Below are 23,802 nucleotides of genomic sequence, written 5' to 3'. Positions count from 1 at the left end.
GACGCCATCAAGCCAGTGCTCGCCGCAGCCACTACCAACGACGGCTCGCCGACCCCTCAACCGGATAGATCACGAAGTCGCACTGGAGTACTAGGGGAGGCCGGCGCGACGGCGGGCATCCGGGCAGGTCAGGGGGGTCGCATGCGGGCGCCGCCGGGGAGCCCGGAACAACGCCCACGTACTACCCCCGCGCCTCGAACCGCCGGTCCGACCGCCGGGGCGCCCGGACTCCCGCTGTTGGCCTGCCGGCCAACTCCCTCTCGTGGCAGGGGAGATGAGAAGGTCGTGAATTCCACGGCGCGGGTCCGGGCCCGCAGGACCCGGGCTGAGGTGCTGCGTTAACCCCTCGGGCGGCAGCGGGCCGCCTCCCGTCCATCCTGTCCCTGTCAGATCGTCGTGATACTAATCGTCCCGGTGGCGGGCGCCGCCGAGCGGGCGGGCACGATGACGATGGCTCAACCGTTCCGGGGAGGTCCGGACGGCGACGGGGAGGGGCAGCAGATGGCGGCGAGGTTCGGCAGCGCCAAGGGTGGGCGCAAGGTTCGGCTCGGCAAGCGGGTCACGGGGACGGCGGCGGCCTTCGCCGCGCTGGCCGCGCTGACCGGCTCTCAGGTGTCGGACCTGGGCCTCGCGCAGGTCGCGGCCGCCGACGCCGGCCCGGCGCAGGACGGCACCGCCGCGCAGGGTTCGAGCTCCTCCTCCACTCCGTTCGGCGGCCCCTCGACCGGCATACCCGGCGTGCCCGGCACCGCGGCGGACGGCGGCAGCGCCGTCCAGCTGCCGCAGCCGCCCGGCACCCAGCCCGGCCTGCCCGCGGCCGGCCCGTTCGACGCCACCGGCGCGGCGCTGCCCGCCACCGTCTTCGCCGCCTACCGCCAGGCCGAGGCCTCGCTGGCGCAGCGCTCGCCGGGCTGCCACCTGCCCTGGCAGCTGCTGGCGGCGATCGGCCAGGTCGAGTCCGGCCAGGCCAACGGCGGCCAGGTGGACGCCTCCGGCCGGACGCTCACCCCGATCCTCGGCCCGGTGCTGGACGGCAACGGCTTCGCCGCGATACCCGACACCGACGGCGGCCGCTACGACGGCGACTCCCGCTGGGACCGCGCGGTCGGCCCGATGCAGTTCATCCCGTCGACCTGGGCCTCCTGGGGCGTGGACGCCACCGGCAAGGGCACGGCCGACCCGAACAACATCTTCGACGCGGCCGAGACCGCCGGCCGCTACCTGTGCGCGGGCGGCCGGGACCTCTCCGACCCCTCGCAGCTGGACCGGGCGGTCCTCAGCTACAACGACTCCACCGAGTACCTGCGCACCGTCCGCAACTGGATGGCGCACTTCGGCAGCGGCCAGGTGACCACCGTCCCTGACCTCCCCGGCGTCCCGAGCGTGCCGGGCACCTCGCCCTCGCCGTTCCTCCTGCCGTCCGGCACGACAGCGGGCACCTCGAACGGCACCCCGGCGGGCAGCGACGGCACGGGCACCGGCCCGACGCCGACCCCCCAGCCGACCGTGCCGCCGGTGACGCCCACCCAGAACCCGACTCCGACACCGACTCCAACGCCGTCCGCGCAGCCGACCAGCACGCCGACGCCCACCGGTTCGCCCTCGCCGTCCGCGAGCCCGACGGCCACCCCGAGCGGCCGCCCGTCCCCGACCGCCACGCCGAGCGGCACGCCGTCCCCGACGGCCACCCCCTCCGGCACGCCGACCGGTACGCCGACCGGTACGCCGACGTCCTGCCCGAGCCCGACGGCGACCGCGACGCCCACCGGCACCGCCGCGCCCACCGCCACGCCCACCGCCACACCGTCCCCGACGGCCACCCCGACCGGCACCCCGTCCGCGCCGCCGACCGCCCCCGGCTGCCCGACGCCCTCGCCGAGCGGCTCCCCCAGCGCCACCCCGTCCGCCGGATCGAGCGCCACGCCGAGCTCCTCACTGTCGCCGTCTCCCTCGGCGACCGTGAAGAAGTAACTCCTCCGCACCGAACCGCCGACGGCGGCAGGACGGTCCCCGGACCGTGCTGCCGCCGTCGCGCGTCCTCACGAAGGACGGGCCCTACGCCCCGAGGCCCCGTGTCGCCCGGTGCTCGCGCCAGCGGCCGAGCATCCCGTGCAGTTCGTCGATCATGAACTCGAAGAAGGCCGCGCTCTCCTCCAGCCGCTCCCCCGCCGCCGTGCCCGCACCGACGATCGCCTCCCCCTCCTTCAGCACCCGGACCCAGCGCAGCAGGAGTTCGTCGCGCCGGGTCAGCGACTCGAACCAGACGTCGTTGAGCACCCGGTAGCGGTCACGCCGGGATCCCGGCTCGCGTTCCTTGGCGACCAGCCCGATCTGGATGAGGTAGCGCATCCCGCCGGAGACGGCCGCCGGGCTGATCTGCAGCCGCTCGGACAGTTCGGCGGAGGTCAGCACGCCGCTCTCCTCGGCCATCAGGCAGGAGAAGATCCGGGACGGCATCCGGCCCATGCCCGCGACCACCAGCTCGGCCGCGAAGCGCTCCACGAAGTCCGCCACGGCCCGAGGGTCCTGCCCCTGCCCCTGCCCCTGCTCCTGCTCCGGCTCCCATTCCACCGCTCTCCCCTTTCCAGAGATCATCCGTCCCCCGGTCGAACCTTAACGCTTCTCAATATTCACGTTTTTCTGAAACTACGGTAGCTTCAAAAGCATGACCAAGGCCATCATCCTGTCCGGTCTGCGCAAGACCTTCGGCCGGACCACCGCACTGGACGGCCTCGACCTGACCGTCGAGACCGGCGAGGTCCACGGCTTCCTGGGCCCCAACGGAGCCGGGAAGTCCACCTCCATCCGCGTCCTGCTCGGACTGCTGCGCGCGGACGGCGGCAGCGCCCGGCTGCTCGGGAAGGACCCGTGGAGCGACGCCGTCGAGCTGCACCGCCGCCTCGCCTACGTCCCCGGCGACGTCGAGCTGTGGCCCAACCTCACCGGCGGCGAGGCCATCGACCTGCTCTCCCGGCTGCGCGGCCGGCTCGACCGGCGCCGCCGGGACGAACTGCTCGAGCGCTTCGACCTCGACCCGACCAAGAAGGGCCGCAGCTACTCCAAGGGCAACCGGCAGAAGGTCGCCATCGTCGCCGCGCTCGCCTCCGACGCCGAGCTCCTGCTGCTGGACGAGCCGACCTCCGGCCTGGACCCGCTGATGGAGGTGGTCTTCCAGGACGTCGTCCGGCAGGCCAAGGAGCAGGGCCGCACCGTCCTGCTCTCCAGCCACATCCTGGACGAGGTGGAGAAGCTGGGCGACCGGGTCAGCATCATCCGGCAGGGCCGGGTGGTGCAGAGCGGCACCCTCGGCGAGCTGCGCCACCTCACCCGCACCACCGTCGAGGCGGAGACCAGCCGCCCGGTCACCGGACTGGACACGCTGGCGGGCGTGCACGCCCTGCGCACCGACGGCCTGCGCGTCCGCTTCGCCGTGGACGGCGCCCGACTCGACACCGCCGTACGCACGCTGAGCGAGGCCGGGCTGCGCAGCCTGGTCAGCCACCCACCCACGCTGGAGGAGCTGATGCTGCGCCACTACGGCGACGAGCTGGCCGCCAACGGGCACCGGACCGACGGCGAGGCCGCGCGATGACCGCCACCGCCGCCGCCCGCACCGCCCCGCGCCGCGACACCGGCCGCGCCGGGGAGCGCACCACCCTGGCCGGCAGCGCCGTCCTGCTGCGCTTCGCGCTGCGCCGCGACCGGGCCCGGCTGCCCGCCTGGGTGCTCGGCCTGGGGCTGGTCACCCTGGCCACCGCCAACAGCGTCCACACCGTCTACCCGACCGCCGCCGACCGCGCCTCGATCGCCCACGGCTCGGACAACCCGGCCCTGCTCGCCATGACCGGTCCGGCCCACTACCTGGCCGACTACACCTGGGGCGCGATGCTCGGCCACCGGTTGCTCGGCCTGCTGGTCGTGCTGGCCGGCCTGATGAGCGTGCTGACCGTCGCCCGGCACACCCGGGCTGAGGAGGAGAGCGGCCGCGCCGAACTGGTCCGCTCGGCCGCGGTCGGCCGGCACGCCCAGCTCGCCGCCGCCCTGGCCACCGCCGCCGTCGCCGACCTCGCGCTCGGCCTGCTGCTCGCCCTCGGCCTGCCCGGCCTCGGCGTCCCCGGCCTGACCGCCGGCGGCGCGCTGCTGTACGGGGCCGCGACCGCCGTCGGCGGGCTGCTGTTCGGCGCGGTGGCCGCCGTCACCGTGCAGATCACCGCGCACACCCGGACGGCCTCCGGGCTGGCCCTGGCCGTGCTCGGCGCCGCCTACGCGCTGCGCGCCGCCGGGGACGCCGGGGAGAGCGGCCTGTCCTGGGCCTCCCCGATCGGCTGGCTGCAGCGCAGCTACCCCTTCGTCGACGACCACTGGTGGCCGCTGCTGCCCGCACTGGCGCTGGCCGCCGCCACCGCCGCGGCCGGGTTCGCGCTGAGCACCCGCCGCGACTTCGGCGCCGGGCTGCGCGCCGCCCGCCCCGGCCCGGCCACCGGCAGTCAGGCCCTGGGCACCCCGCTCGGCCTGGCGCTGCGGCTGCACCGCGGTCTGATCGGCGGCTTCGCCATCGCCCTGCTGCTGCTCGGCGCGATGTACGGGTCGCTGCTCGGCCAGGCCGACTCGATGCTCAAGGACGTCGACCAGATCAGGCAGGCGCTGGCCCGGCTCGGCGGCCACACCCTCGCCGACTCCTTCGCCGCGCTGACCCTGCTGGTGGTCGCGGTGGTCGGCGGGGTGTACGCGGTGCTGGCGACGCTACGCCCGCGCACCGAGGAGAGCGCCGGGCGGGCCGTGCCGGTGCTGGCCACCGGGGTGTCGCGGTCCGGCTGGCTGGGCGGGCACCTGGCGGCGGCGCTGCTGGGCTCCACCGTCGTGATGCTGGCGGCGGGCGTGGGCTTCGGCCTGGCCGGGGCGCTGTCCACCGGCGACGGGGGCGTGTTCCTGCGGCTGACCGGCGCGGCGCTGGCCTTCGCGCCCGCCCTGTGGGTGACGGTGGGTTTCGCCGCGGCCGTCTACGGCTGGCTGCCCCGGGCGATGCCGCTGGCCTGGGTCATCCCCGCGTACGCGTTCGTGATCGGCTACCTGGGCCCGCTGCTGAAGTTCCCCGCGGGCCTGGACCGGTTCTCCCCGTTCGGCCAGGTGCCCCGGCTCCCCGCGGCCCGGATGGACTGGACGCCGCTTGCCGTGCTCACCGTGGTCGCGGCCGCGCTGATCGCGCTGGCCCTGGCCGGGTTCCGGCGCCGGGACGTCGAGTAGCGTCGCGGCGCCGGGCCCCCCGAAGCCGTCAGAGGTACTTGACCAGCTCCGGCATCAGGTCCTTGAAGGTGCGCCCGCTCGCCGGCCGGCCGATCGCGACCATCTGCCAACCGGTCGGCGTGCGCTGCATCTTGGCCATGATCTGGGCGGTGTACGGGCCGCCGCCGGTGAGGGTGTAGCGGGCCAGCTCGGTGCCGGTGGTCTCGTCCACCAATCGGCAGAAGGCGGCCTCGACCTCCTGGAAGGTCTGTCCCGTGAAGGAGTTGACCGTGAACAGGATCTGGTCGACCTCGGCGCCCACCTTGGTCAGTTCGACCGTGATCGACTCGTCGTCGGTAGCGTCGCCCGCGCCGCCGACCAGGTTGTCCCCGCTGTGCCGGACCGAGCCGTCGTTGCTGGTGAGGTGCTGGAAGTAGACCACGTCCACCGACCTCCCGCGCGAGAACAGCACCGCCGAGGCGTCCAGGTCGATCTCCCGGCCGGAGGACATCAGCTTGGCCAGGAAACCCTTGCGCTGCACGGCCTTCCAGCCCAGGCCCATCCGGACCAGGCTCAACTGCCCACCGCCCGGCTTCTCCAGGCTGATCTTCTGCCCCTTGGCCAGTGAAACGGTCATCGTGCCCTCCTCGTTCCTACCGCCGTCCGTGCCGCGAACCTATCGCACGCAGGGAAACCTATGATCATCGGACAGCGACTCGGAGGACCCCGCCGGTTGCACGGGCACTGGGGCCCACGGCGGACTCACCCGGACACCCGGGTGTGGATCAGGCGTCGCCGTCCAGCAGGTGTTGCCGCACTTCCTGGAAGGTCCAGGCCCCGCCGGCCGGCCGGGAGAACACCCAGACCAGGTCGAACCGGTCCGGCCAGCTGGTCGGCACCCCGCTGCCCGAGGCTCCGAGCGCCTCGACGATCCGCGGGATCCGGGAGTGCTCCCAGCAGATCAGCACCGGCTGCGCCCCGGCGAGCGCGGCGCCGGCCAGCTCCGATTCCTGGGACTCGGCGTAGGTGGTGTCCACGGTCAGCCCGAGCTTGGCTCCCAGTGGCGTGACGGTCTGGCGCATTCGGTGCGCCCCGGCCATCGGGCCCTGGTCGGTGGCGGCATAGATCCGGGCCGGGGTGCGCAGCCCGGCCGCGGGCGGGGCGAACAGGGTCGGCAGCGCCTTGGCCCGGTCCCAGCCGCGCTGGGTGAGGGACTTGCCGTCGTGCTTGCCGTTCTCGTCCAGGCCCGGCTCGCTGCCGACGGGCTTCTCGCCGTGCCGGATGATCATCACGAAGGCCGCGCCGCCGGGGTCACTGGCTTTGGCCACCGGGCCGTTCGTCTCGGCCTTGCCCTTCTTCCCCGCGAAGGAGCAGCCGGCCAGCACCAGCGGGGCGGCGGCCACCAGGCCGGTGAGCAGTGTGCGGCGGGAGGGTCGGGGTGTCACTCGGCACCCCGCTCCAGCCGCACCAGCGCGTCGATCGCGACGCTCGTCAGGCCGCCCTTGTGGCCGGGCTCGCCGACCGTACGGTGGACGCGCTCGGCCCGTACGGTGTGCAGGCCGTACTCGGCGAGGTCGGCGAGGACGTCCTCCGGGGTGAACAGCACGGCCGGATCCTGGGGACCGCCGACGCCGTCGGTGAGGTTGGTCAGGTCGTGCCCGATGACCAGCAGGGTGCCGCCGGGGGCGAGTGCCTCGGCGGCGCGGTGCAGCGCGGCCCGGCGGTCCTCGGCGGGGAGCTGGAGGTAGGCGATCAGGACGAGGTCGTAACCGACGGCCGGGCCCTCCTGGGTACGGGCGTCGCCGTGCCGCCAGGTGAGCCGGTCGGCGACCTCGTCGGGCAGTTCGCCGGTGAGCCGTTCGGCGCGTTCCAGGGCGACGGCGGAGAAGTCGAGGCCGGTGACCTCCCAGCCCTGGGTGGCCAGCCAGATGGCGTTGCGGCCCTCGCCGGTGGCCAGGTCGAGGGCGCGGCCGGGGGTGCTGCCGGTCAGTTCGCGGACCACCCACTGGTTGGGCGCGGTGCCCCACACCAGTTCGCTCGCGGCGTAGCGGTCGTCCCAGCCCTGACTGTCCATGCGCTCCTCCGTTCGGCGGGCCTGTTCCGTCCCGGTCAACCTACCGGTCCATCGCCCTCCGCCGCCCGGGGCGGTCCACGGGGTGGACACCCTGGAGAACGACGACGCCTCCGGCACCATGCTCGACTCGATGGATGCCATCCTCGCTGATGTTTCGTCAGGATCGTGCACCGGTGGTTCCGTTCGGGACCACCGGTGCACGGATGACCAGAGTCGTCTCAGCTCTTGAGGTTGAGCGAGGGGAAGAGGTCCACGAAGGGCTGGGTGGTGACCGAGACGCTCCGGGCGAACGGGTCGTCGAAGTCCCAGATCATGAACAACAGGAAGGCGATCAGCACGCTGAAGCAGCCCGCCAGCATCAACTCCCTTGGCGTGCGCCTGATCTGCAGCGCGAACAGCATCCCGATGGTGACCACCGCCCCGCCGATCAGACCGAACCAGACCACGCCCGGCATGGTCGGCCCGGCGTTCTGACCGCGCTGGTTGCGGGCGTCGGAGGCCTGGCTGACCCGGTCCATGATCGGCTGGTAGGCCTGGGACTCCAGGTCCGAGGCCGGCGCCCGGGTGGCCACGTCGTTCTGGACCTTGTCCAGCAACTGGGAGCCCTTGTCGGTGATCCCGCCGTTCTTGGACATGTAGTCCCACTCGACGTTCACCACGTACGTGACGTAGGCGTCGATGTCGGCCCGGACCTGGTCGCGGAACTCGACCGGGTAGACCACCGCCCGGTCGCTCACCTCCCGCAGCGACTGCGCCTCACGGAACAGGTCGTCCTGCGCGGCGCCGCGCGCCTCCCAGACGCCCGCGATGGCGAGACCGAGGACGATCGCGTAGACCACGCCGATCATCATCGTGATGTACTCGATGACGTCGGGCGTCTCGTCGACGTTCTCCTCGACGCCCGCAGTGCGGTGCCTCAGCACCACCACCGCCAACACAACGGCACAGGCCGCCGCCATGGCGATGACCAGCGCCACCCACTCGGACATGGGAACTCCCTTCTCTGGCTTGGCTTGTGACGTGAACGGGGAAGCAGGGGGCTCAACGGGCGGGTCGAGCCGGAATGTGTCGGGGACTCGCGGTCTCCGGGCAGCCGGGACCGGGGTGCTCATCAGGACCCGGAACGGCCGCGACCTCGGCCTCGGCCACGACCCGGGCGCAGCGCGGCCGCCGCCAGGATGCCGGGGACGAAGATCAGCAGCATCGTGGTGATCGCCGAGGCGCCGTGGTGGTGCTGCCCGACCGCCAGCGGCTTGGTGGCCCACACCTTGAACACCGGGTGCGCCGAGGGCGTCGGCCACAGCGGGCTCGGACGGTCCGGGCTCGGCGCCGCGGGACTGGGCGCAGCGGGGACCGGCGGGGGCGGTGCGGGCGGCCCGGGAGCGGGCGCCGGGGGCGAGGGCGGTGGGGTGGGCACCGGGGTCGGGCTGGGGGGTGTCGCGCTCGGGGACGGCGTAGGTGTGGGGGTAGGGGTGGGAGTCGACGTCGGGGTCGGCGTGTGCGTCGGGGTCGGCGTGTGCGTAGGTGTGGGGGTCGGCGTGGGGGTCGGCGTGGGGCTCGGACAGGGGTGCGGGTGGTGGTGATGCCCTCCGTGCCCGTCGTGCCCGCCCTGCTCGTCGTCCGGCCGCCCCGGCTCGTGCCGGAGTCCCGTCGTCGTCGAGGGCGAGGGCAGCGCCGGGAGCGGCGCCGCCGTGGGCGGCTGGTGGCACGGGTGGTGGTCGTGTGGGGGCCGGTGACCGTGGTGGCGGCCGACGTCGGGGGTGACGGTGACGCCGACCTGGACGTCGACGTCCACCCCGACGTCGACGCTCCCGCCCGGCCCGACCGAGGTCGAGACGTCGGTGTCGCTGCACACGCAGATGTCCACGGCCGCGCCGTGCGCGTTCCCGCCGGGGCGTTCGGCGCCCGATGCGGTGGCGCCGCCGACCAGTGCGCACATCGCCACCACGCCGACCGCCGCGCCGATCAGCCGCACCCGCCGCCCGGGAGCGACGGAGCCGCCGCCGTGCTGCGGTATCCGTCGGAACTGCCGACGCTGCGGCATGGGCTCCACACACCTCTCGGTTCGCCTGGGGGGACGGGACGGACTCGGGCTGATCAGTCGACGGAAACGAGCAGCAGCGGTCGGATCCGGATCAGAGCCGATCGGGTACGACCATGCGCATTCGGACGCGATCAGACGGACGGCCCACCTCCCGGGCGGGCCGTCCGTCATCAGGTGAAACGATCTTCACGCCGACCGGTTACGGCCTGCGCTCGCTGTTCTCCGCGCTCAGTGGCGGCGGTGCGCGATCTCGACGTTCTCGAGCACGCCGACCGCGTCCGGCACCAGGATCGCGCACGAGTAGTAGGCGCTGACCAGGTAGGAGATGATCGCCTTCTCGTCGATCCCCATGAACCGGACCGAGAGCGAGGGCTGGTACTCGTCCGGCAGGCCGGTCTGGTGCAGGCCGATGACGCCCTGGTTGTCCTCACCGGTACGGATCACCAGGATCGAGCTGGTGTTCTCCTTGGTGATCGGGATCTTGCTGCACGGCAGGATCGGCACCCCGCGCCACGCCGGCACCTGCTGCCCGCCGAGGTCGACGTGGTGCGGGTAGATGCCCCGGGCGTTGAACTCCCGGCCGATCGCGGCGATGGCGCGCGGGTGGGCCAGCAGGTAGTCGGGGTCACGGCGGCGGTTGAGCAGCTCGTCCAGGTCGTCCGGAGTGGGCGGGCCGGAGTGGGTCTGGATCCGCTGGTCGAAGTCGGCGTTGTTGAGCAGGCCGAACTCCGGGTTGTTGATCATCTCGTGCTCCTGGCGCTCGCGCAGGGCCTCGATGGTCAGCCGGAGCTGGTGCTCGATCTGGTTCATCGGCTGGTTGTACAGGTCCGCGACGCGGGTGTGGACCTTGAGGATGGTCTGCGCGACGCTCAGCTCGTACTCACGCGGCTTGAGCTCGTAGTCCACGAAGGCGCCGGGGAGTTCGTACTCACCGTGGTGGCCGGCCGACATGGCGATCTCGGCCTCGCCACGTTCGTTCTGGGCCTGCAGCGGCAGGGCCAGGAACGACACCAGGTGCTCCTGGAGGGTCGGCGCGTTGTCCCGGATGCGGGCGAAGTCGTCCCGGCTCAGGGTGAGCGCGACACCGGAGGTGGCGGTCTTCGCGGTGTACTCCCAGACGGCGTCCGGGTTCAGCAGCGAGTCGTCGCCGAAGCGGTCGCCGTCACCGGCCACACCGACCACGGTCTCGTCACCGTACTTGCCGGTGCCGATCTTGTTGATCTTGCCGTGCGCGATCAGGAAGATCCGGTCGGCCGCCTCGCCCTGGGTGGTGAGCACCTCGCCGGGGCCGAAGTCGCGCTGCTGGCAGCGGTCGGCGAGGGCGGTCAGCACCTCCTCGTCCTCGTAACCGCGCAGCAGGGCGAGCTCGCCGAGCTCCTGCGGGATCACCCGGACCTGGGAGCCGGTCTTGATGAACTCCACCACGCCGTTGCCGACGGTGTAGGTGAGCCGTCGGTTCACCCGGTACGCGCCACCGTGGGCCTCGACCCACGGAAGCACCTTGAGCAGCCAGCGGGAGGTGATCTCCTGCATCTGCGGTGCGGACTTGGTCGTGGTGGCAAGATTGCGGGCAGCTGCCGTCGCAAGGCTCTGCTGCCGGTCCTGCTGTGTCTCCGGGCTCGTGTCCACGGGCATCGGCAGGGTCTCCATTCGTGTGGTCGGATCACGCGGTCAGGGCCGTACCGCTCCGCCCTGGGCGCGAGCCACAACGGATCATCAGATCCGCTGACTGGTGGGGAAGTTGGCGAGTGTCGGGAGCGCGACCGCCATCGCCCGGCGGCCCATCCGGAACCCTAGATCACCAGAACCCGACCGAGCCCGTACGGCGGCCGACTACCCCCCGATAGGGTGAATCTCCCGCCTTCCGCCCCCACCTGCTCCCGAGCACCCCACGCGCCACCAGAACATCCGTTCGCGCCCGCGATCCACACCCCCGCAAGGCCTCTCCCGCCCGCGCCCCGGCCCGGCCCGGCGACCGCCGCAGCGACCGCCGACCGTCAACCCGGCACACCGTCAGGCGACCTCCATCGCGTGCCGCACCCGGTCGAACCGACCCGCCGTCAGGCCCTCCGTCGGTGATCCAGATCGAGACGTTGACGAGCTCGCCCCAGGCCGCGTCCGCCGCCGACCCTTCGACCTGCAGCAGCGGCCGGTGCCCGGCCGGACGCGTGGTGTTGTGGCTGTCGCACCAGCCGAGGAGGCGGATCACGGGCGTGCCGAGGTGTTCGCCGAACTCGTCCTCCGCCGCTCCCCCTCCCCGGGCCCGGGTTCAGCCGTCCCGGGCCGCCCCGGACCGGCTCAGGCACGCTCAGGTGGGCTCAGACCGGCTCAGGCGGACGGCGGCAGGATGTCGCACAGCGCTTGGAGGGCCGCCGGATAGGCGTGGTCGGGCGGTGTGGCGTAGCCGACCACCAGGCCGTCGACGGCGGGCATCGCCTCCCGGCTGACCGCCGGGTGGCGGTAGTCGGCGAGCCCCTCGACGGCCAGGCCCCGGTAGGCGGCGGCCTTGAGGATCGAGCGCTCGGTGCCGGGGGCGAGCCGCAGGACGGCGTGCAGACCGGCCGCGATGCCGGACACCTCGATGTGCGGGGCGCTCGCGGCCAGCGCGGCCACCAGCCGGTCCCGGCGGTCCCGGTAGCGGCGCCGCATCCGGCGCACGTGCCGGTCGTAGCCGCCGGAGTCGATGAACTCGGCAAGGGTCAGCTGCTCCAACGCGCTGGCCCAGGCCTCGCGTTCGCCCTTGGCCGCGAGCACCCGGTCGACCAGGTGGTCCGGCAGGACCATCCAGCCGAGGCGCAGCGCCGGGCTGAGGCTCTTGCTGGTGCTGCCGAGGTAGACGACCCGGTCGGGGTCGAGCCCCTGGACGGCGCCGACCGGTTGGCGGTCGTAGCGGAACTCCCCGTCGTAGTCGTCCTCGAGGAGGAGCCCGCCGCGCCCGCGCGCCCAGTCGATCACGGCGGCCCGGCGCCCGGCGTGCAGCGGGCCGCCGGTCGGGAACTGGTGGGCGGGGGTGAGCAGGACCGTCCGGACGTCCGGGTGCCGTGTCAACTCGTCGACGCGCGCACCTTGTTCGTCGATCGGGAGCGGAACGGTGGTGACCCCGGCGGCGGCCAGCAGCCCGCGGTGGAAGCCGAGCCCGTACGCCTCGACGGCCAGCGGCTCCTGGTCGGCGGACGGCAGGACGGGCGCGGCACCGTCGAAGAGCAGCCGCAGCGCGTGGGCGAAGCCGGAGCAGACGACGATCCGGTCGGGGTCGGTGCGCACTCCGCGGGCACGGGCGAGGTAGTCGGCGAGGGCGGTGCGCAGTTCGCGCCGGCCCTGCGGATCGCCGGGCCCGAAGGCCTCGTTGGGCGCGGAAGTGAGAGCCCGGCGGGCGGCGGCCAGCCAGGCGGTGCGGGGGAAGGAGGCGGCGTCGGGCTGGCCCTGGCGCAGGTCGTGAACGGGCCCGGACCGGTGGGTGGGGCGGCGGGCCCGGTCGGGCCGGACGGGTGCGGCGCGTTCGGCGACGGTGGTGCCGGAGCCCTGACGGGCGGTCAGCCAGCCCTCGGCGACGAGTTCGGCGTAGGCCTCGGCGGCGGTGTTGCGGGCCAGGCCGAGGTCGGCGGCGAGCGCCCGGTAGGGCGGCAGCCGGGTGCCGGGGGCGAGTCGGCCGGTGCGGATCGCCTCGCGAAGGGCGGCCATCAGCGCGGAGCGGCGGCCGCCGGTGGCGGGCAGGTCGAGGTGCAGGTCGTTGCCGGTCGGGTGGGCCGGCTCGGTGGGGTGCGCGCCCGGCGTTTCCGTCATGGCCACGCACCCTACCCGCCGCTTACCGGCCGCCCGGCGGGCGGTCAGCCCTCGCGGTACGGGTTCGGCCGGCCGTACTGGGCGGGCTGCCCATAGCCGGGCGGTTGCGCCTGGAGCTGTGGGGCGGGCTGCCCGTAGCCGGGCGGCTGCGCCTGGAACTGTGGCGCGGGCTGCCGGACGGGCTGCGGTGAGGTCTGCTGGGCGGCAGGGCGGAGGAGTTGCTCGAAGGCCCGGTGGAGCCGCGGCCCGGTCTCGCCCGGCGCGGTGAAGTGGGCGAGCGAGTTGTCCGACTTGCGCAGGGTGGCGCGCAGTCCGCCCTGCGGGTCGATCTGCTGGTACTCGATCCCGTTGATCCACTTCGCCGGCAGCGACCACGGCTTGGGGCCGCCGCCGGCACCGCCCGTCCCGAAGAACTCGCCGAGCTTGACGCTGATCCAGCCCAGGAGCAGGCACAGCAGGAACACGCCGAGGCAGGCGAGCGCGACGTCGGTGACGGCGTTCCCCACCGCCTTCGGCAGGTGCAGCTTCTGGGCCAGGCGCCCGAGGCCGAAGGCCAGCAGCATGACCAGGAAGGCGACGAACCCGATGCCGAGGAACCACTCGTGCAGTTTCGTACGCGGCTTCCTCCGCTGCTCGTCCGGTTCGACGTGGAGCTTCCCGTCCTCGAAGCGCAGCGTGGCGCTGCCGCCGGGCTCGGCCTGGACCCCCGTGATCTCGATCATGAACGCGGAGGATAGCGGTCCGGCCGGGCCCGTACCGAGCCCACGGCGGTTCGCCTACGGAACGACGGTGACCGGCCAGCGTCCCGCCTTGACCAGCCGGACCGCGACCGATCCGATCACTTTGTGCCCGGCCTGTTCGGAGACGCCGACCACCACGGCGTCGGCGCGCAGCTCGTCGGCGAGCTTGGCCAGGCCCGTATAGGGGTCGCCGCGCATGGTGAGGAAGCGCCACCGCACCCGCCAGACCTCGCGCATCCGGTGCTCGGCCTCGCGCAGCGCGGCCAGCAGCTCGTCGGCGATCTCCTGGGTGGTCTCCTCCACCGCGGCACCGGCCAGGGCGGTCGCGGCGCCGAGTATCGGCTGGATATAGGCCACGGCGAGGAGGGCGCCCTGCCGGCGGGCCAGCCCGGCGGCGTAGGCGGTGGCGCGCCAGGAGGAGTCGGAGCCGTCCAGGCCCGCCAGGATCACCTTGGGCCCGTCGGTCCCCAGCTCGAAGCCGCTGGGCGCGACGGCCGGCTCGTGGCCCTCGTGCTCCGTACGGCCCCGGCTCCCGGGCACCTCGCCGTCCGGTCGGCCCGCGTCGTCGACGGCCCCCGCGTCCGCCGCATCGCTCTCGTTGCTCATGGGCCGAAGGCTATGCCCGCCACCGGGAGTGGGTGCAGGGGGCACTCCGGGTGAGGGCTGTGGTGCGGGCCACCCGGACGGGTGCGCGGGGCCGTCGATCCGGCACCGGGGGCGGGGTGGTCCGTCACGCGCTGTCGACCTGTGCGCGGCCTCACACGGCCTCCGCGGTGACGGGGGCCACTCCCGAGGGTGGTTTGATCTCGGAAATAGGGCGAAATGATCCGAAATCACCTCATTTTCGTGATCGCTACCTGCGGTAACAGGCCTCCGACGTGCCCGAACCTGCGAATCCTTGAACCGCCCCGAACGCCCCCGTAACTTCGAACCCGTTGCACCGAGCAATCCGCTCCGGCCGGGCCTCACCGCCCCCGAGCAGGAACGTGCCGGACCACGCGAGTGACGCGTCCCCGAAACCGACGGCCTTCCGAGGGCCTGGTTCCGCGCGCTCGCAGACGCCCTCCGAAAGGACCTTCATGACCTTCCGTAACGAGACCGCCGCTGCCACCACCACTGCCACCCCGAAGCGCCGCAACCGCGTCCGGATGGCTCTGATGGCCGGGGCGCTCACCGCGCTCCCGGTGGCCGGCCTCGTCACGGCCACCAGCGCCTCCGCCGCGCCGGCGTCGGTCTGGGACAAGGTCGCCTCCTGCGAGGCCACCGGCAACTGGGCCATCAACTCCGGCAACGGCTTCTACGGCGGTCTGCAGTTCACCTCCAGCACCTGGGCGGCCTTCGGCGGCACCTCCTTCGCCGCACGCGCCGACCTGGCCACCAAGGACCAGCAGATCTCCATCGGCGAGAAGGTCCTCGCCGCCCAGGGCCCCGGCGCCTGGCCGATCTGCTCCGGCAAGGCCGGCCTGGGCAAGTAAGCCCCCACGCCCCCACACGCAAGCCGCCGCACCCCGCAAGAGGGTGCGGCGGCTTCGTCGCGTCACGGCCCGACCCGCGGACCGCCCCGCTCCTCCGGCAGCGCCCGCGGCCGCCGCACCTCCTCGCCCAGCAGCGGCGGCGCCGCCCGCCTTGGCTCCGCCGCCGTCAGGCCTGGACCGGGCGGCCCAGGTGAGCGAGGAGGCGCAGGTGGACCGGGGCGCCCTCGGCGGCGGGGGCCTCGGGGCCGAAGATGCCGGGGACGCGGTACGGGTCGACGCCCAGCTGCCGGATCGCGGCCAGCAGGCCCTCCAGCAGCTCGGTGTCCAGCAGGTTCTCCTGCCCGGTCGCCACCGCGATGTCCACCCCGTGCACGGCGAGCTCGGTCAGGTGGACGGTGGCGGCGAACTCGCCCGGCACCTCGCCGAGCGAGATGGTGACGCTGTGGTCGAGCGCGCCCGGGCGGCGCCAGGCCGCGAGGTCGGCGGCCGCCGCGGAACGGTAGGCCGCGACCGGGTCGTCACCGAGCCAGTCGTCCTCGTGCGCCTTTCCGGGGTCGGTGTCGGTCAGCTGGCCGACGTACAGGTGGATCCCGCCCACCAGGTGGTTCACCAGGGCGGTGACGTCCCAGTCGGCACAGGGCGTGGGGAGCTTCCACTGCTCCGGACCGATGCCCGCGATCAGGGCTCCGGTCGTGGCGGCGGCGCGCTCGATCTGCTCGACGACGGGGTGGTTCGGCATGGCGGAGGCTCCCGTTTCTATCTGACGATCTGTCATGCCGCTGATGATGTCAGCTCCTTGGATCACTCCCCGACCCGGGCCCGGGGCTGATCATCGCGACGAAGGTGGTCAACCGGAAGGCGGCGAACAGGTGTTGGTCCATGAATTCCGGGTGGCTTTCGCCCCCCCCGGCGACCAGGGCTTGTCGGGCACGCCCTATCATGCCGCCTCATGATCATTCACCGTGAGGACGGCTACCAGCTCTCCACCGACCCCGAGCGCATCGACCTCGGGCTGGTCCACCACTGGCTCTCCACCGACGCCTTCTGGGCGCTCGGGCGCAGCCGGGAGGTGGTGGAGCAGTCGGTGCGCGGATCGGTGGTGTTCGGGGTGTACGGGCCGGACGGGGGGCAGGTGGCGTTCGCCCGGGTGGTGACCGACCACGCCACCTTCGGCTGGCTCTGCGACGTGTACGTCGACCCCGGGCAGCGGGGTCGCGGGTTGGGCACCTGGCTGGCCGAGGCGGTGGTGGAGCACCTGCGGCCGTACGCGCTGAAGCGGCTGATGCTCTCCACCCTCGACGCCCACGAGGTGTACGCGAAGGCCGGGTTCGTGCCGTTCCCCGACCCCGAGAAGCTGATGGTCCTCCCCGGGCGGCAGTCCGGCTGACCGTCAGGCCGGCCGGGCCGGGACCGGCAGCGGGAGGGCGGGCAGGCCGTCGATGCTGGTGCGGACGAGCGGCTTGCCCTCGCAGTAGGCGCTGAACTGCTCGTCGCCCTTGCGGTCGAAGTACTGGGCGTGCAGGTCGCGGTCGGCGCGGTAGTCCATGAACGGCACGGCGTAGCCGCAGGAGTCGCTGACCCGCTCGGCGCGGACCAGGACGATCGCGCGCAGGCCCGATCCGTCCGCGCCGGGCTCGAAGCGGCCGAGCAGTTCGGCGAAGCGCGGGTCGTCGCGGAAGACGGGCTCGCCGCGGCCGTGCACCCGGACCACGGTGGGCGGGCCGTCGAAGGCGCACCACATCAGGGTGATCCGGCCGTTCTCCCGCAGGTGGGCGATGGTCTCGGCCTGCGAGCCGCCGAAGTCCAGGTAGGCGAGGGTGAGTTCATCGATGATCGCGAGGGTGCCGGAGCGGCCCTTGGGCGAGAGGTTGACGTGCCCGTCGCCCGCCAGCGGCGCGGTGGCGACGAAGTAGACGGGCTGGCGTTCGATGAACTGCCGCAGCCGGCCGTCGATGCTTTCGTACTGCTTTCCCATGGCCGCAAGTGTGCCCGCATCTCGCCCCCCGAGAAAGGAAAATCCACGCAATGAGACGGTCGGCGCACTGACCGATCCGCCTAGGATGATCGGTGCACCTGCCACCCTCCGCTCCGAACAAGGGAGTTGACTTGGTTCAGGACACCCTCCCGACCGCCGGTCCGGCGATGGCGCTCGGCCTGCCCGCCGCACCGCTGCGCCGCTACGTCCTCGATTACCGCGGCTACCGGATGGCCCTGGACGGCCCGCGCCGACGGCTGGAGGTGCCGACGGACGTGGTGACGGTGGCGCTCGCCTTCGAGGGCACGATGCGGCTCACCGACGCCGTGTCACCCGCCCCCGGCATCTCCTTCGGCTCGATCGCCGCCGGACTGCGCCGCACCGCGACGATCGCCGAACACGCCGGTGTGCTGCACGGACTGGCGGTCTCGCTCACCCCGCAGGGCGCGTTCCGGGCGTTCGGTCCGGTGGCCGGGGAGCTCGGCGGGCAGTGGGCGGAGGCCGGGGATGTGCTGGGCCCCCGGCTGGGCCGGCTGGCCGCCCGCCTGACCGACGCCCCGACCTGGCCGGCCCGGTTCGCCCTGCTGGACGGCTACTTCACCGCGCTGCTGGCCGACGGACCGGTCTGGGAGCCGGACGTCGTCTGGGCCTGGCACCAACTGCGGCGCTCCCGGGGGCTGATGCCGGTCCGCGCCCTGGTGGAGGGCACCGGCTGGAGCCGCCGCCGACTGGAGCAGCGCTTCCGCGAACAGCTCGGGCTGGCACCCAAGCAGGCCGCCGGCATCCTGCGGCTGCAGCGGACGCTTCGGCTGCTGACCGCCCCGGACGGGCGGTTCGCCCGCGCCGACCTGGCGGCGCTCTGCGGCTACTACGACCAGTCCCACCTCGACCGGACCTTCCGCGGCATGGTCGGCTGCTCACCCCGCGAGTTCCTGGCCTCCCGCCGCGCCGCCACCGCCCTCGAACCGACCGACCGGGTCATCGGGCGGATCACCAGCGCCGTACTCGACACCGACCGGAGCTGAGCCGAGCTGAGCTGAGCCGAGCCGAGCCGAGCCGCTGGGCTGCCGAGCTGCCGAGCTGCCGAGCTGCCGAGCTGCCGAGCTGCCGAGCAGAAACAGCCGGATCAGCTTGATCGTACGTCAACTGACGTTTTCCGCCACACCGTTGTGAAATACCGTCAAAGGCATTTTCCTGTTCCGCGTCACGTTAACCTCCTCTTGGCGTGGTTACATGCCGATCTCGAATTGGGGGGAATCACATGGCAATCGGACGACGGCAACTCCTCGCCTCCGTCGCACTCTCCGCCCTCGCCGCGCCCGTCCTGGCCCAGGGAACCGCGACCCGCGCCGCCGCGGCCGCCCCCACCGCCGCGGCGGCAGGCCCCGGGCCGCTGGTCATGCAGGTCGTCGCGCACGAGGACGACGACATCCTGTTCATGAACCCGGACCTGTCCAACGCGCTCGCCGACGGCACGCCGTCCGTCACGGTGTTCGTCACCGCGGGGAACGCGACCGGCGACCCGTGCGCCACGGCCTGCTGGGACACCGCCGGCGAGCCGCTGCGCACCTGGAACCGGCAGATGGGCGCCATCAACGCGTACTCCCGGATGACCGGGGTCGGCGACAACGACCCGACGACCGACGAGGTCGGCCACTGGACGGCCGAGGCCTGGACGGTCGCGGGCAAGCAGGTCGAGCGGTACGTCCTCAAGGGCCGGCCGGTGCACCTGATCTTCCTCAACCTGCACGACGCCGGGCTCGGCGGCGTCCTGGCCGGCGGCACCGACACCACGGTCGTCCCGAGCGGCAGCCCGCTGTCCGGGCCGTCGACCTACACGGCCGCGGATGTCGTCGAGGTGCTGCGGCAGTTGATGGTGACGTACCAGCCGACCGTGCTCCGGGCGCAGGACGAACTCCCGGACACCCGCTACTCCGGCGACCACTCGGACCACGTCGCCGCCGCGAAATTCGCCGGCCAGGCGGCCCTGCTGTACGGCGGCCCGCTGATCCAGGTGAATTACCGGGACTACAACATCGGCGACTCCCCGGTGAACCTCGACCCGGCGACGGTCGGCGCCAAGGGCGTGTTCGTCTCCGAGTACGCCAGCCACGACCATTCGGGGAACTACTCCGACTCCTGGTTCTCCCGGATGTACTACCGCTGGTCCCGGGGCACCTCCTGGGCCGGGCTGAACCAGGACGGCCGGCCGCAGGTCTTCGTCGTCCGGGCCGGCGCCCTCTGCACGTACTGGCGTCAGGCGGACGGCAGTTGGGGCGGTCCGGTGCGGATGGCCGACCCGGGCGGGCGGCTGGCCCCGGGCATCGCCGTCGGCACCAACGCCGACGGCCGGCTGGAGGTCTTCGCCCGCCGCCTCACCGACCACCACATCATCTCCCTGCCGCAGGGCACGCCCAACGGCTGGTGGTGGAACGGCTGGGCCGACCACGGCAACCCCAACGCCGGGCTCGGCAACGATGACCAGGTCGGGGTGCCCGTGGTGGCCAACTCCCAGGACGGGCGGCTGGAGCTGTTCGTCAAGAACGGCGGGGGCGGCCTCAGCACCATCCGGCAGACCACCCCGGGCGGGGTGTGGACGACCACCTGGACGGACCTGGGCGGCACCGACCTCCAGGACCCGGTCACCGCGATCCGCAACGGCGTCGGGGCGATCGAGGTGTTCGCCAGCACCCGCACCGGCGTCCTCGGCTGGTGGCAGGGCGCCCCGAACGGCACCTTCAGCGGCCCCGGCCCGATCCCCGGCGCCCGGCCGGCGAGCCCGCCCAAGGCCGCGCTCGACCAGGACGGCCGGATCGAACTCGCCTACCGCGAGGCAGGAACCGGCGCGATGCTGGTCAGCTACCAGACCCAGCCCGGCGGTTCGTGGAGCCAGTCCCCGGCGCCCCTCGGCGGACACGGGGGCGTGGGCGAGCCGGCGGCGGCCACCCTCGGCGGACGGGTCGTCCTGTTCGAGCGCAACCGCGGCGGCGGGGTGAGCACCACCGCCCAGACCGCCCCGAACGCCGGCTACGACTCCTGGCAGGACCTCGGCGGCACCGTCCTCGACCACCCCACCGCGATCGTCGACGGCGCCGGCGTCCTCCACGTGTTCGCCATCGGCACGGACGCCCGCGTCTCCTACCGCACGGGCACCACGGCCACCGGCTTCGGCGGCTGGCAGAGCCTGCCGCTGTGAGCCCGTAGCGCCCGGAGTGGGAAGTCGGACCCGCCGACTTCCCACTCCGGGGCGGTAAATCGCGTGCCCCTGGGCGCCGACCGCGTTATCCTCGGCCCCATGAACGTCACCGGCCACATCACCGCCACCGCGCGAGCGACCAGCTCGCCGGTTGCCGCCGCCTGACGTACCCCCTCCCCCGGCGACCGGAAACGGTCCGCCGGTGTGGCTCCGAGGTGTTCTGCTCCTCGGCTCCGATGATCGCGTGGACTCGTTGTCCGGTGCCTCCCGCAACGGCATACGCGAAGGAGCCACCCCGTGAACACCGACCAGCTCGTCCGCACCTTCACCGAGTACTTCGAGGACCGCGGCCACCGCCGGATCACCGGCTCGACCCTGCTGCCCCCGCCCGGCGACCCGGTGCTGTTCACCACCTCCGGCATGCACCCCCTCACGCCCTACCTGGAGGGACGCCCCCACCCGCTCGGCAGGAGGCTGGTCAACGTCCAGCGCTGCCTGCGCACCACCGATCTCGACGAGGTCGGCGACCGCACCCACCTCACCGTCTTCGAGATGCTCGGCACATGGTCCCTGGGCGACTACGAGGGCCCGCAGAGCCTCGACTGGGGCTACGGGCTGCTCACCGACGGCTTCGGCATCGATCCCGGCCGGCTCCACGTCACCGTCTTCGGCGGCGACGACCAGGTCGGTCCGGACACCGACTCGCTGGAGCTGTGGCAGGACCGCGGCGTGCCGGTCGAGCTCACCGTCGAGGACAACTGGTGGTCCAACGGGCCGACCGGCCCCTGCGGCCCCGACTCGGAGATCTTCCTGTGGACCGGCGACACCCCGCCGCAGTCCACACCCACCCGGGACGACCGCTGGGTCGAGGTGTGGAACCACGTGATGATGCGCCACCGACGCCTCGACGACGGCACCCTCGTCCCGCTCCCCCAGCGCAACATCGACACCGGCCTCGGCCTGGAACGGCTCTCCTCGCTGCTCCAGGGCCGCTCGTCCGTCTTCGACTGCGACGTCTTCGACCCCTGGCGCCGGCTCGTCCCGACCCTGTGGCAGCTGGACGAACCGTCACTGCGCCTGGTCTGCGACCACCTGCGCTCGGCCGTCGTCGTCATCGGCGACGGCGTCCGCCCCTCCAACACCGGCCGCGGCTACGTCCTGCGCCGCCTGTTGCGCCGGGTGCTCACCGTGCTGCGCCGGGACGACCCGCAGCGCGGACTCGGCGACCTGCCGGACGAGTTGGTCCGGCACACCCTGGACCACTTCCGCCAGGACGTCCACCCCGAGTCGGTCCGTCAGGTGCTGCTCGACGAGGAGCACCGGTTCGGCCGCCTCCTGGACCGCGGCCGCCAGGTGCTCTCCCGCCCCCGCTTCCGCGGCCCGCTCACCGAGGACGACCTCCACTACCTCCATGACACCCACGGCCTGCCGCGCGACCTGGTCCTCGACCTGCGGCCGCAGTAACGGCGCCGGCCGCTCGGCGGGCGTCGCGCGTTCGTAGTCGCGCATTTGTGGTTGCGCATTTGTGGTTGCGCATTTGTACAAGACGCACGAGGGCCCCGTCCGGCACCCTCGGAAGGCCCGGCCGGTACGGGGGGACCGGCCGGTCACCGGGGCGCGGACGGGGCTGCCGCTCAGGGGCGGGGCGAGCGGGGTGTCACCGCTTCATGTAGACGCTGTCCATGAAGTCGATGATCTGCTGGTCCGTCACCTGGTGGCCGTCGCGGTGGCCCATCGCCAGGTCGGCCTCGCTGATCATGCCGACCAGCCGCTCGCCGTCGATCACCGGGATGCGCCGGATCTGGTGCTGTTCCATCTTCTTCAGCACGGTGTCCATGCTGTCCTCGGCCCGCACGCAGTGCAGGTGCCCGGCGAGTTCGATGGCGGTCATCTTCGCCGGGTCCTTGCCCTCGGCGAGACAGCGCACCACGATGTCGCGGTCGGTGATGATGCCGTGGAGCTTCTGGTCGTCGCCGCAGATCGGCAACGCGCCGACCTTCTTGTCGCGCATCATCTTCGCGGCCTCGTCCAGCGTCTGGTGGGCGCCGATGCACTGGGCGCCGGTGTGCATGATGTCTCGGGCAGTGGTCACGGGGACTCCTTCGTCGGTGTTACCCCCCTACTTCGTCGGTGTTACCCCCCGACGGTCCTCCCCCTCGGCGGTCCGCAGCGCCGCACGCGGGGTGACCGTGCCCTCACCGTAGGCGACCACGGGCCCGCCCGCGACCGCGGGCGCCGATGCGGGCGAAGTTCCGAAACGTCCAAGGCGTATCCGGGCGCGCCCCGGCCCGTCCGGTCGTCCTGACGCCCGGCTGGTAGTCGCCCCGGGCGCCGGCGGCCGTACCGGGGCAGACTGGCTGCGGGGGCCACCCGCAGGAGTCTTCGGAGACGGCCCATGCCGCAGATGACGGTGGACGGACGCACCCTCGCCCTGTCCCATCTCGACAAGGTGTACTACCCGAGCATCGGCACCCTGAAGGGCGACGTGCTGCGCTACTACGCCGCCGTGCACACCGCCCTGCTCCCCCACCTGCGCGACCGTCCGGTGTCCTTCCTGCGCTGCCCGGACGGCGTGGAGGCGGAGGTGTTCGTCGCCAAGAACCCGCCGCCGGGCACCCCGGACTGGGTGCGCACGGTGGACGTGCCCAGCACCGGCGGCGAGCTGCGCCAGGTGGTGCTGGAGGACGGCGCGGCGCTGCTGGCGGTCGCCAACCTGGGCTGCCTGGAGCTGCACGTCCCGCAGTGGCACGCGGCCGCGCCCGCCCTGGCCGACCGGCTGGTCCTGGACCTCGACCCGGGCGAGGGCGCGAACGTCCTCACCTGCCGGGCGGTCGCGCTGCTACTGCGCGAGCGGCTGGCCGCGGACGGGCTGTCGGCCTGGGTGAAGACCTCCGGCTCCAAGGGCCTGCACCTGCTGGTGCCGATCGAGCCGACGCCCAGCGCGGAGGTCTCCGGGTACGCGAAGGCGCTGGCCGCCGCGCTGGAGGTCGAGCGCCCGGACCTGGTGGTGCACACCATGGCCAAGGCCCGCCGCCGGGGCCGGGTGCTGGTCGACTGGTCACAGAACAACGCCAAGAAGACCACCGCCGCCCCGTACACCCTGCGCGCCCGGCCGCTGCCGACGGTCTCCACCCCACTGTCCTGGGCCGAGCTGGAGCGGGCGCGCGGGGAGGCGGAGCTGGTCTTCACCCTGGCCGAGCTGCCGCGACGGCTGGCGGCGCACGGCGACCTGTTCGCGCCGCTGCTGGCCCCTGAGCAGGCCCGGCCGCTGCCCTCCGCACCGCCCTCACCC

The 23,802-nt window shown here is 73.1% G+C and carries 21 protein-coding genes and 1 pseudogene; 9 read left to right on the top strand and 13 right to left on the bottom strand.

The genetic code is table 11. The annotated features are described in order from the left end of the window. The first annotated feature begins 501 nt into the window (after positions 1–501). Positions 502–1,971: a hypothetical protein gene (locus ACIG5E_RS29245; RefSeq protein ID WP_396538341.1), complete on the top strand. Its 1,470-nt coding sequence runs from the start codon at positions 502–504 to the stop codon at positions 1,969–1,971. An 84-nt stretch (positions 1,972–2,055) separates the two neighbouring features. Here ACIG5E_RS29245 and ACIG5E_RS29240 read toward each other — a convergent pair whose 3' ends face one another. Further along, positions 2,056–2,571 carry a GbsR/MarR family transcriptional regulator gene (locus ACIG5E_RS29240; protein ID WP_396538339.1) on the bottom strand — a complete coding sequence of 172 codons (516 nt, stop codon included), beginning with the start codon at positions 2,569–2,571 and terminating at the stop codon, positions 2,056–2,058. Between the two features lie 94 nt (positions 2,572–2,665). Here ACIG5E_RS29240 and ACIG5E_RS29235 point away from each other — a divergent pair, with 94 nt between their 5' ends. Then, the gene (locus tag ACIG5E_RS29235; RefSeq protein ID WP_396538337.1) at positions 2,666–3,592 is read left to right on the top strand and encodes an ABC transporter ATP-binding protein; all 927 of its coding nucleotides are present in this window, start codon (positions 2,666–2,668) and stop codon (positions 3,590–3,592) included. Further along, positions 3,589–5,244 carry an ABC transporter permease gene (locus ACIG5E_RS29230; RefSeq protein WP_396538335.1) on the top strand — a complete coding sequence of 552 codons (1,656 nt, stop codon included), beginning with the start codon at positions 3,589–3,591 and terminating at the stop codon, positions 5,242–5,244. Before ACIG5E_RS29235 ends, ACIG5E_RS29230 begins: the two co-directional genes overlap by 4 nt. A 28-nt stretch (positions 5,245–5,272) precedes the next feature. Here ACIG5E_RS29230 and ACIG5E_RS29225 read toward each other — a convergent pair whose 3' ends face one another. The 9 genes from ACIG5E_RS29225 to ACIG5E_RS29185 form a co-directional block, all read right to left on the bottom strand. After that, entirely contained in the window at positions 5,273–5,860 is a 588-nt protein-coding gene (locus ACIG5E_RS29225; protein ID WP_396538333.1) for a TerD family protein, read from the bottom strand. 148 nt (positions 5,861–6,008) lie between these two features. Beyond that, complete coding sequence (locus tag ACIG5E_RS29220; RefSeq protein ID WP_396538331.1) at positions 6,009–6,668, bottom strand: hypothetical protein; 660 nt, start codon at positions 6,666–6,668, stop codon at positions 6,009–6,011. Then, entirely contained in the window at positions 6,665–7,297 is a 633-nt protein-coding gene (locus ACIG5E_RS29215; RefSeq protein WP_396538329.1) for a class I SAM-dependent methyltransferase, read from the bottom strand. Before ACIG5E_RS29215 ends, ACIG5E_RS29220 begins: the two co-directional genes overlap by 4 nt. A 218-nt stretch (positions 7,298–7,515) precedes the next feature. Beyond that, a complete protein-coding gene (locus tag ACIG5E_RS29210; RefSeq protein ID WP_396538327.1) occupies positions 7,516–8,286 on the bottom strand; it encodes a hypothetical protein in 771 nt (256 codons plus the stop codon). Positions 8,287–8,408: 122 nt separating this feature from the next. Then, entirely contained in the window at positions 8,409–9,341 is a 933-nt protein-coding gene (locus ACIG5E_RS29205; protein WP_396538325.1) for a hypothetical protein, read from the bottom strand. A 228-nt stretch (positions 9,342–9,569) separates the two neighbouring features. After that, the gene (locus ACIG5E_RS29200) at positions 9,570–10,976 is read right to left on the bottom strand and encodes a family 2B encapsulin nanocompartment shell protein (protein ID WP_396538323.1); all 1,407 of its coding nucleotides are present in this window, start codon (positions 10,974–10,976) and stop codon (positions 9,570–9,572) included. A gap of 693 nt (positions 10,977–11,669) precedes the next feature. After that, complete coding sequence (locus ACIG5E_RS29195) at positions 11,670–13,124, bottom strand: PLP-dependent aminotransferase family protein (protein ID WP_396538321.1); 1,455 nt, start codon at positions 13,122–13,124, stop codon at positions 11,670–11,672. Between the two features lie 44 nt (positions 13,125–13,168). Next, entirely contained in the window at positions 13,169–13,846 is a 678-nt protein-coding gene (locus ACIG5E_RS29190) for a hypothetical protein (RefSeq protein ID WP_396538319.1), read from the bottom strand. A 54-nt stretch (positions 13,847–13,900) separates the two neighbouring features. Next, on the bottom strand, positions 13,901–14,470 hold the full coding sequence (locus ACIG5E_RS29185) for a universal stress protein (RefSeq protein ID WP_396538317.1): 570 nt from the start codon (positions 14,468–14,470) through the stop codon (positions 13,901–13,903). 473 nt (positions 14,471–14,943) lie between these two features. Here ACIG5E_RS29185 and ACIG5E_RS29180 point away from each other — a divergent pair, with 473 nt between their 5' ends. Then, positions 14,944–15,339 carry a transglycosylase family protein gene (locus ACIG5E_RS29180; protein ID WP_396538315.1) on the top strand — a complete coding sequence of 132 codons (396 nt, stop codon included), beginning with the start codon at positions 14,944–14,946 and terminating at the stop codon, positions 15,337–15,339. A gap of 166 nt (positions 15,340–15,505) precedes the next feature. Here ACIG5E_RS29180 and ACIG5E_RS29175 read toward each other — a convergent pair whose 3' ends face one another. Next, entirely contained in the window at positions 15,506–16,078 is a 573-nt protein-coding gene (locus ACIG5E_RS29175) for a TIGR03086 family metal-binding protein (protein WP_396538313.1), read from the bottom strand. Positions 16,079–16,288: 210 nt separating this feature from the next. Between ACIG5E_RS29175 and ACIG5E_RS29170 the strand changes: the two genes are divergently transcribed. Further along, the gene (locus tag ACIG5E_RS29170) at positions 16,289–16,726 is read left to right on the top strand and encodes a GNAT family N-acetyltransferase (RefSeq protein ID WP_396538311.1); all 438 of its coding nucleotides are present in this window, start codon (positions 16,289–16,291) and stop codon (positions 16,724–16,726) included. A 3-nt stretch (positions 16,727–16,729) separates the two neighbouring features. Here ACIG5E_RS29170 and ACIG5E_RS29165 read toward each other — a convergent pair whose 3' ends face one another. Next, complete coding sequence (locus tag ACIG5E_RS29165) at positions 16,730–17,314, bottom strand: pyridoxamine 5'-phosphate oxidase family protein (RefSeq protein ID WP_396538309.1); 585 nt, start codon at positions 17,312–17,314, stop codon at positions 16,730–16,732. A 131-nt stretch (positions 17,315–17,445) separates the two neighbouring features. On the opposite strand from ACIG5E_RS29165, the gene ACIG5E_RS29160 reads away from it, so the two are divergent. The 3 genes from ACIG5E_RS29160 to ACIG5E_RS29150 all read left to right on the top strand — a co-directional run bounded on the left by ACIG5E_RS29160 (position 17,446) and on the right by ACIG5E_RS29150 (position 21,974). Beyond that, positions 17,446–18,339 carry a helix-turn-helix domain-containing protein gene (locus tag ACIG5E_RS29160; protein WP_396538307.1) on the top strand — a complete coding sequence of 298 codons (894 nt, stop codon included), beginning with the start codon at positions 17,446–17,448 and terminating at the stop codon, positions 18,337–18,339. Between the two features lie 236 nt (positions 18,340–18,575). Beyond that, on the top strand, positions 18,576–20,510 hold the full coding sequence (locus ACIG5E_RS29155; RefSeq protein ID WP_396538305.1) for a PIG-L family deacetylase: 1,935 nt from the start codon (positions 18,576–18,578) through the stop codon (positions 20,508–20,510). A 297-nt stretch (positions 20,511–20,807) separates the two neighbouring features. After that, positions 20,808–21,974, top strand: coding sequence for an alanine--tRNA ligase-related protein (locus tag ACIG5E_RS29150; RefSeq protein WP_396538303.1), 1,167 nt, complete (start codon positions 20,808–20,810; stop codon positions 21,972–21,974). A 193-nt stretch (positions 21,975–22,167) separates the two neighbouring features. Here ACIG5E_RS29150 and ACIG5E_RS29145 read toward each other — a convergent pair whose 3' ends face one another. Next, a complete protein-coding gene (locus ACIG5E_RS29145; RefSeq protein ID WP_396538301.1) occupies positions 22,168–22,602 on the bottom strand; it encodes a CBS domain-containing protein in 435 nt (144 codons plus the stop codon). Between the two features lie 303 nt (positions 22,603–22,905). Between ACIG5E_RS29145 and ligD the strand changes: the two are divergent. Then, a pseudogene (gene ligD / locus ACIG5E_RS29140) lies at positions 22,906–23,787 on the top strand (non-homologous end-joining DNA ligase); the annotation flags it as partial. Positions 23,788–23,802: the final 15 nt, after the last annotated feature.

It is taken from the genome of Kitasatospora sp. NPDC053057, from assembly GCF_044546945.1.
GTDB lineage: Bacteria > Actinomycetota > Actinomycetes > Streptomycetales > Streptomycetaceae > Kitasatospora.
The sequence above is the reverse complement of the archived record's forward strand: the minus strand, read 5'-3'. Positions and strand labels throughout refer to the sequence as shown.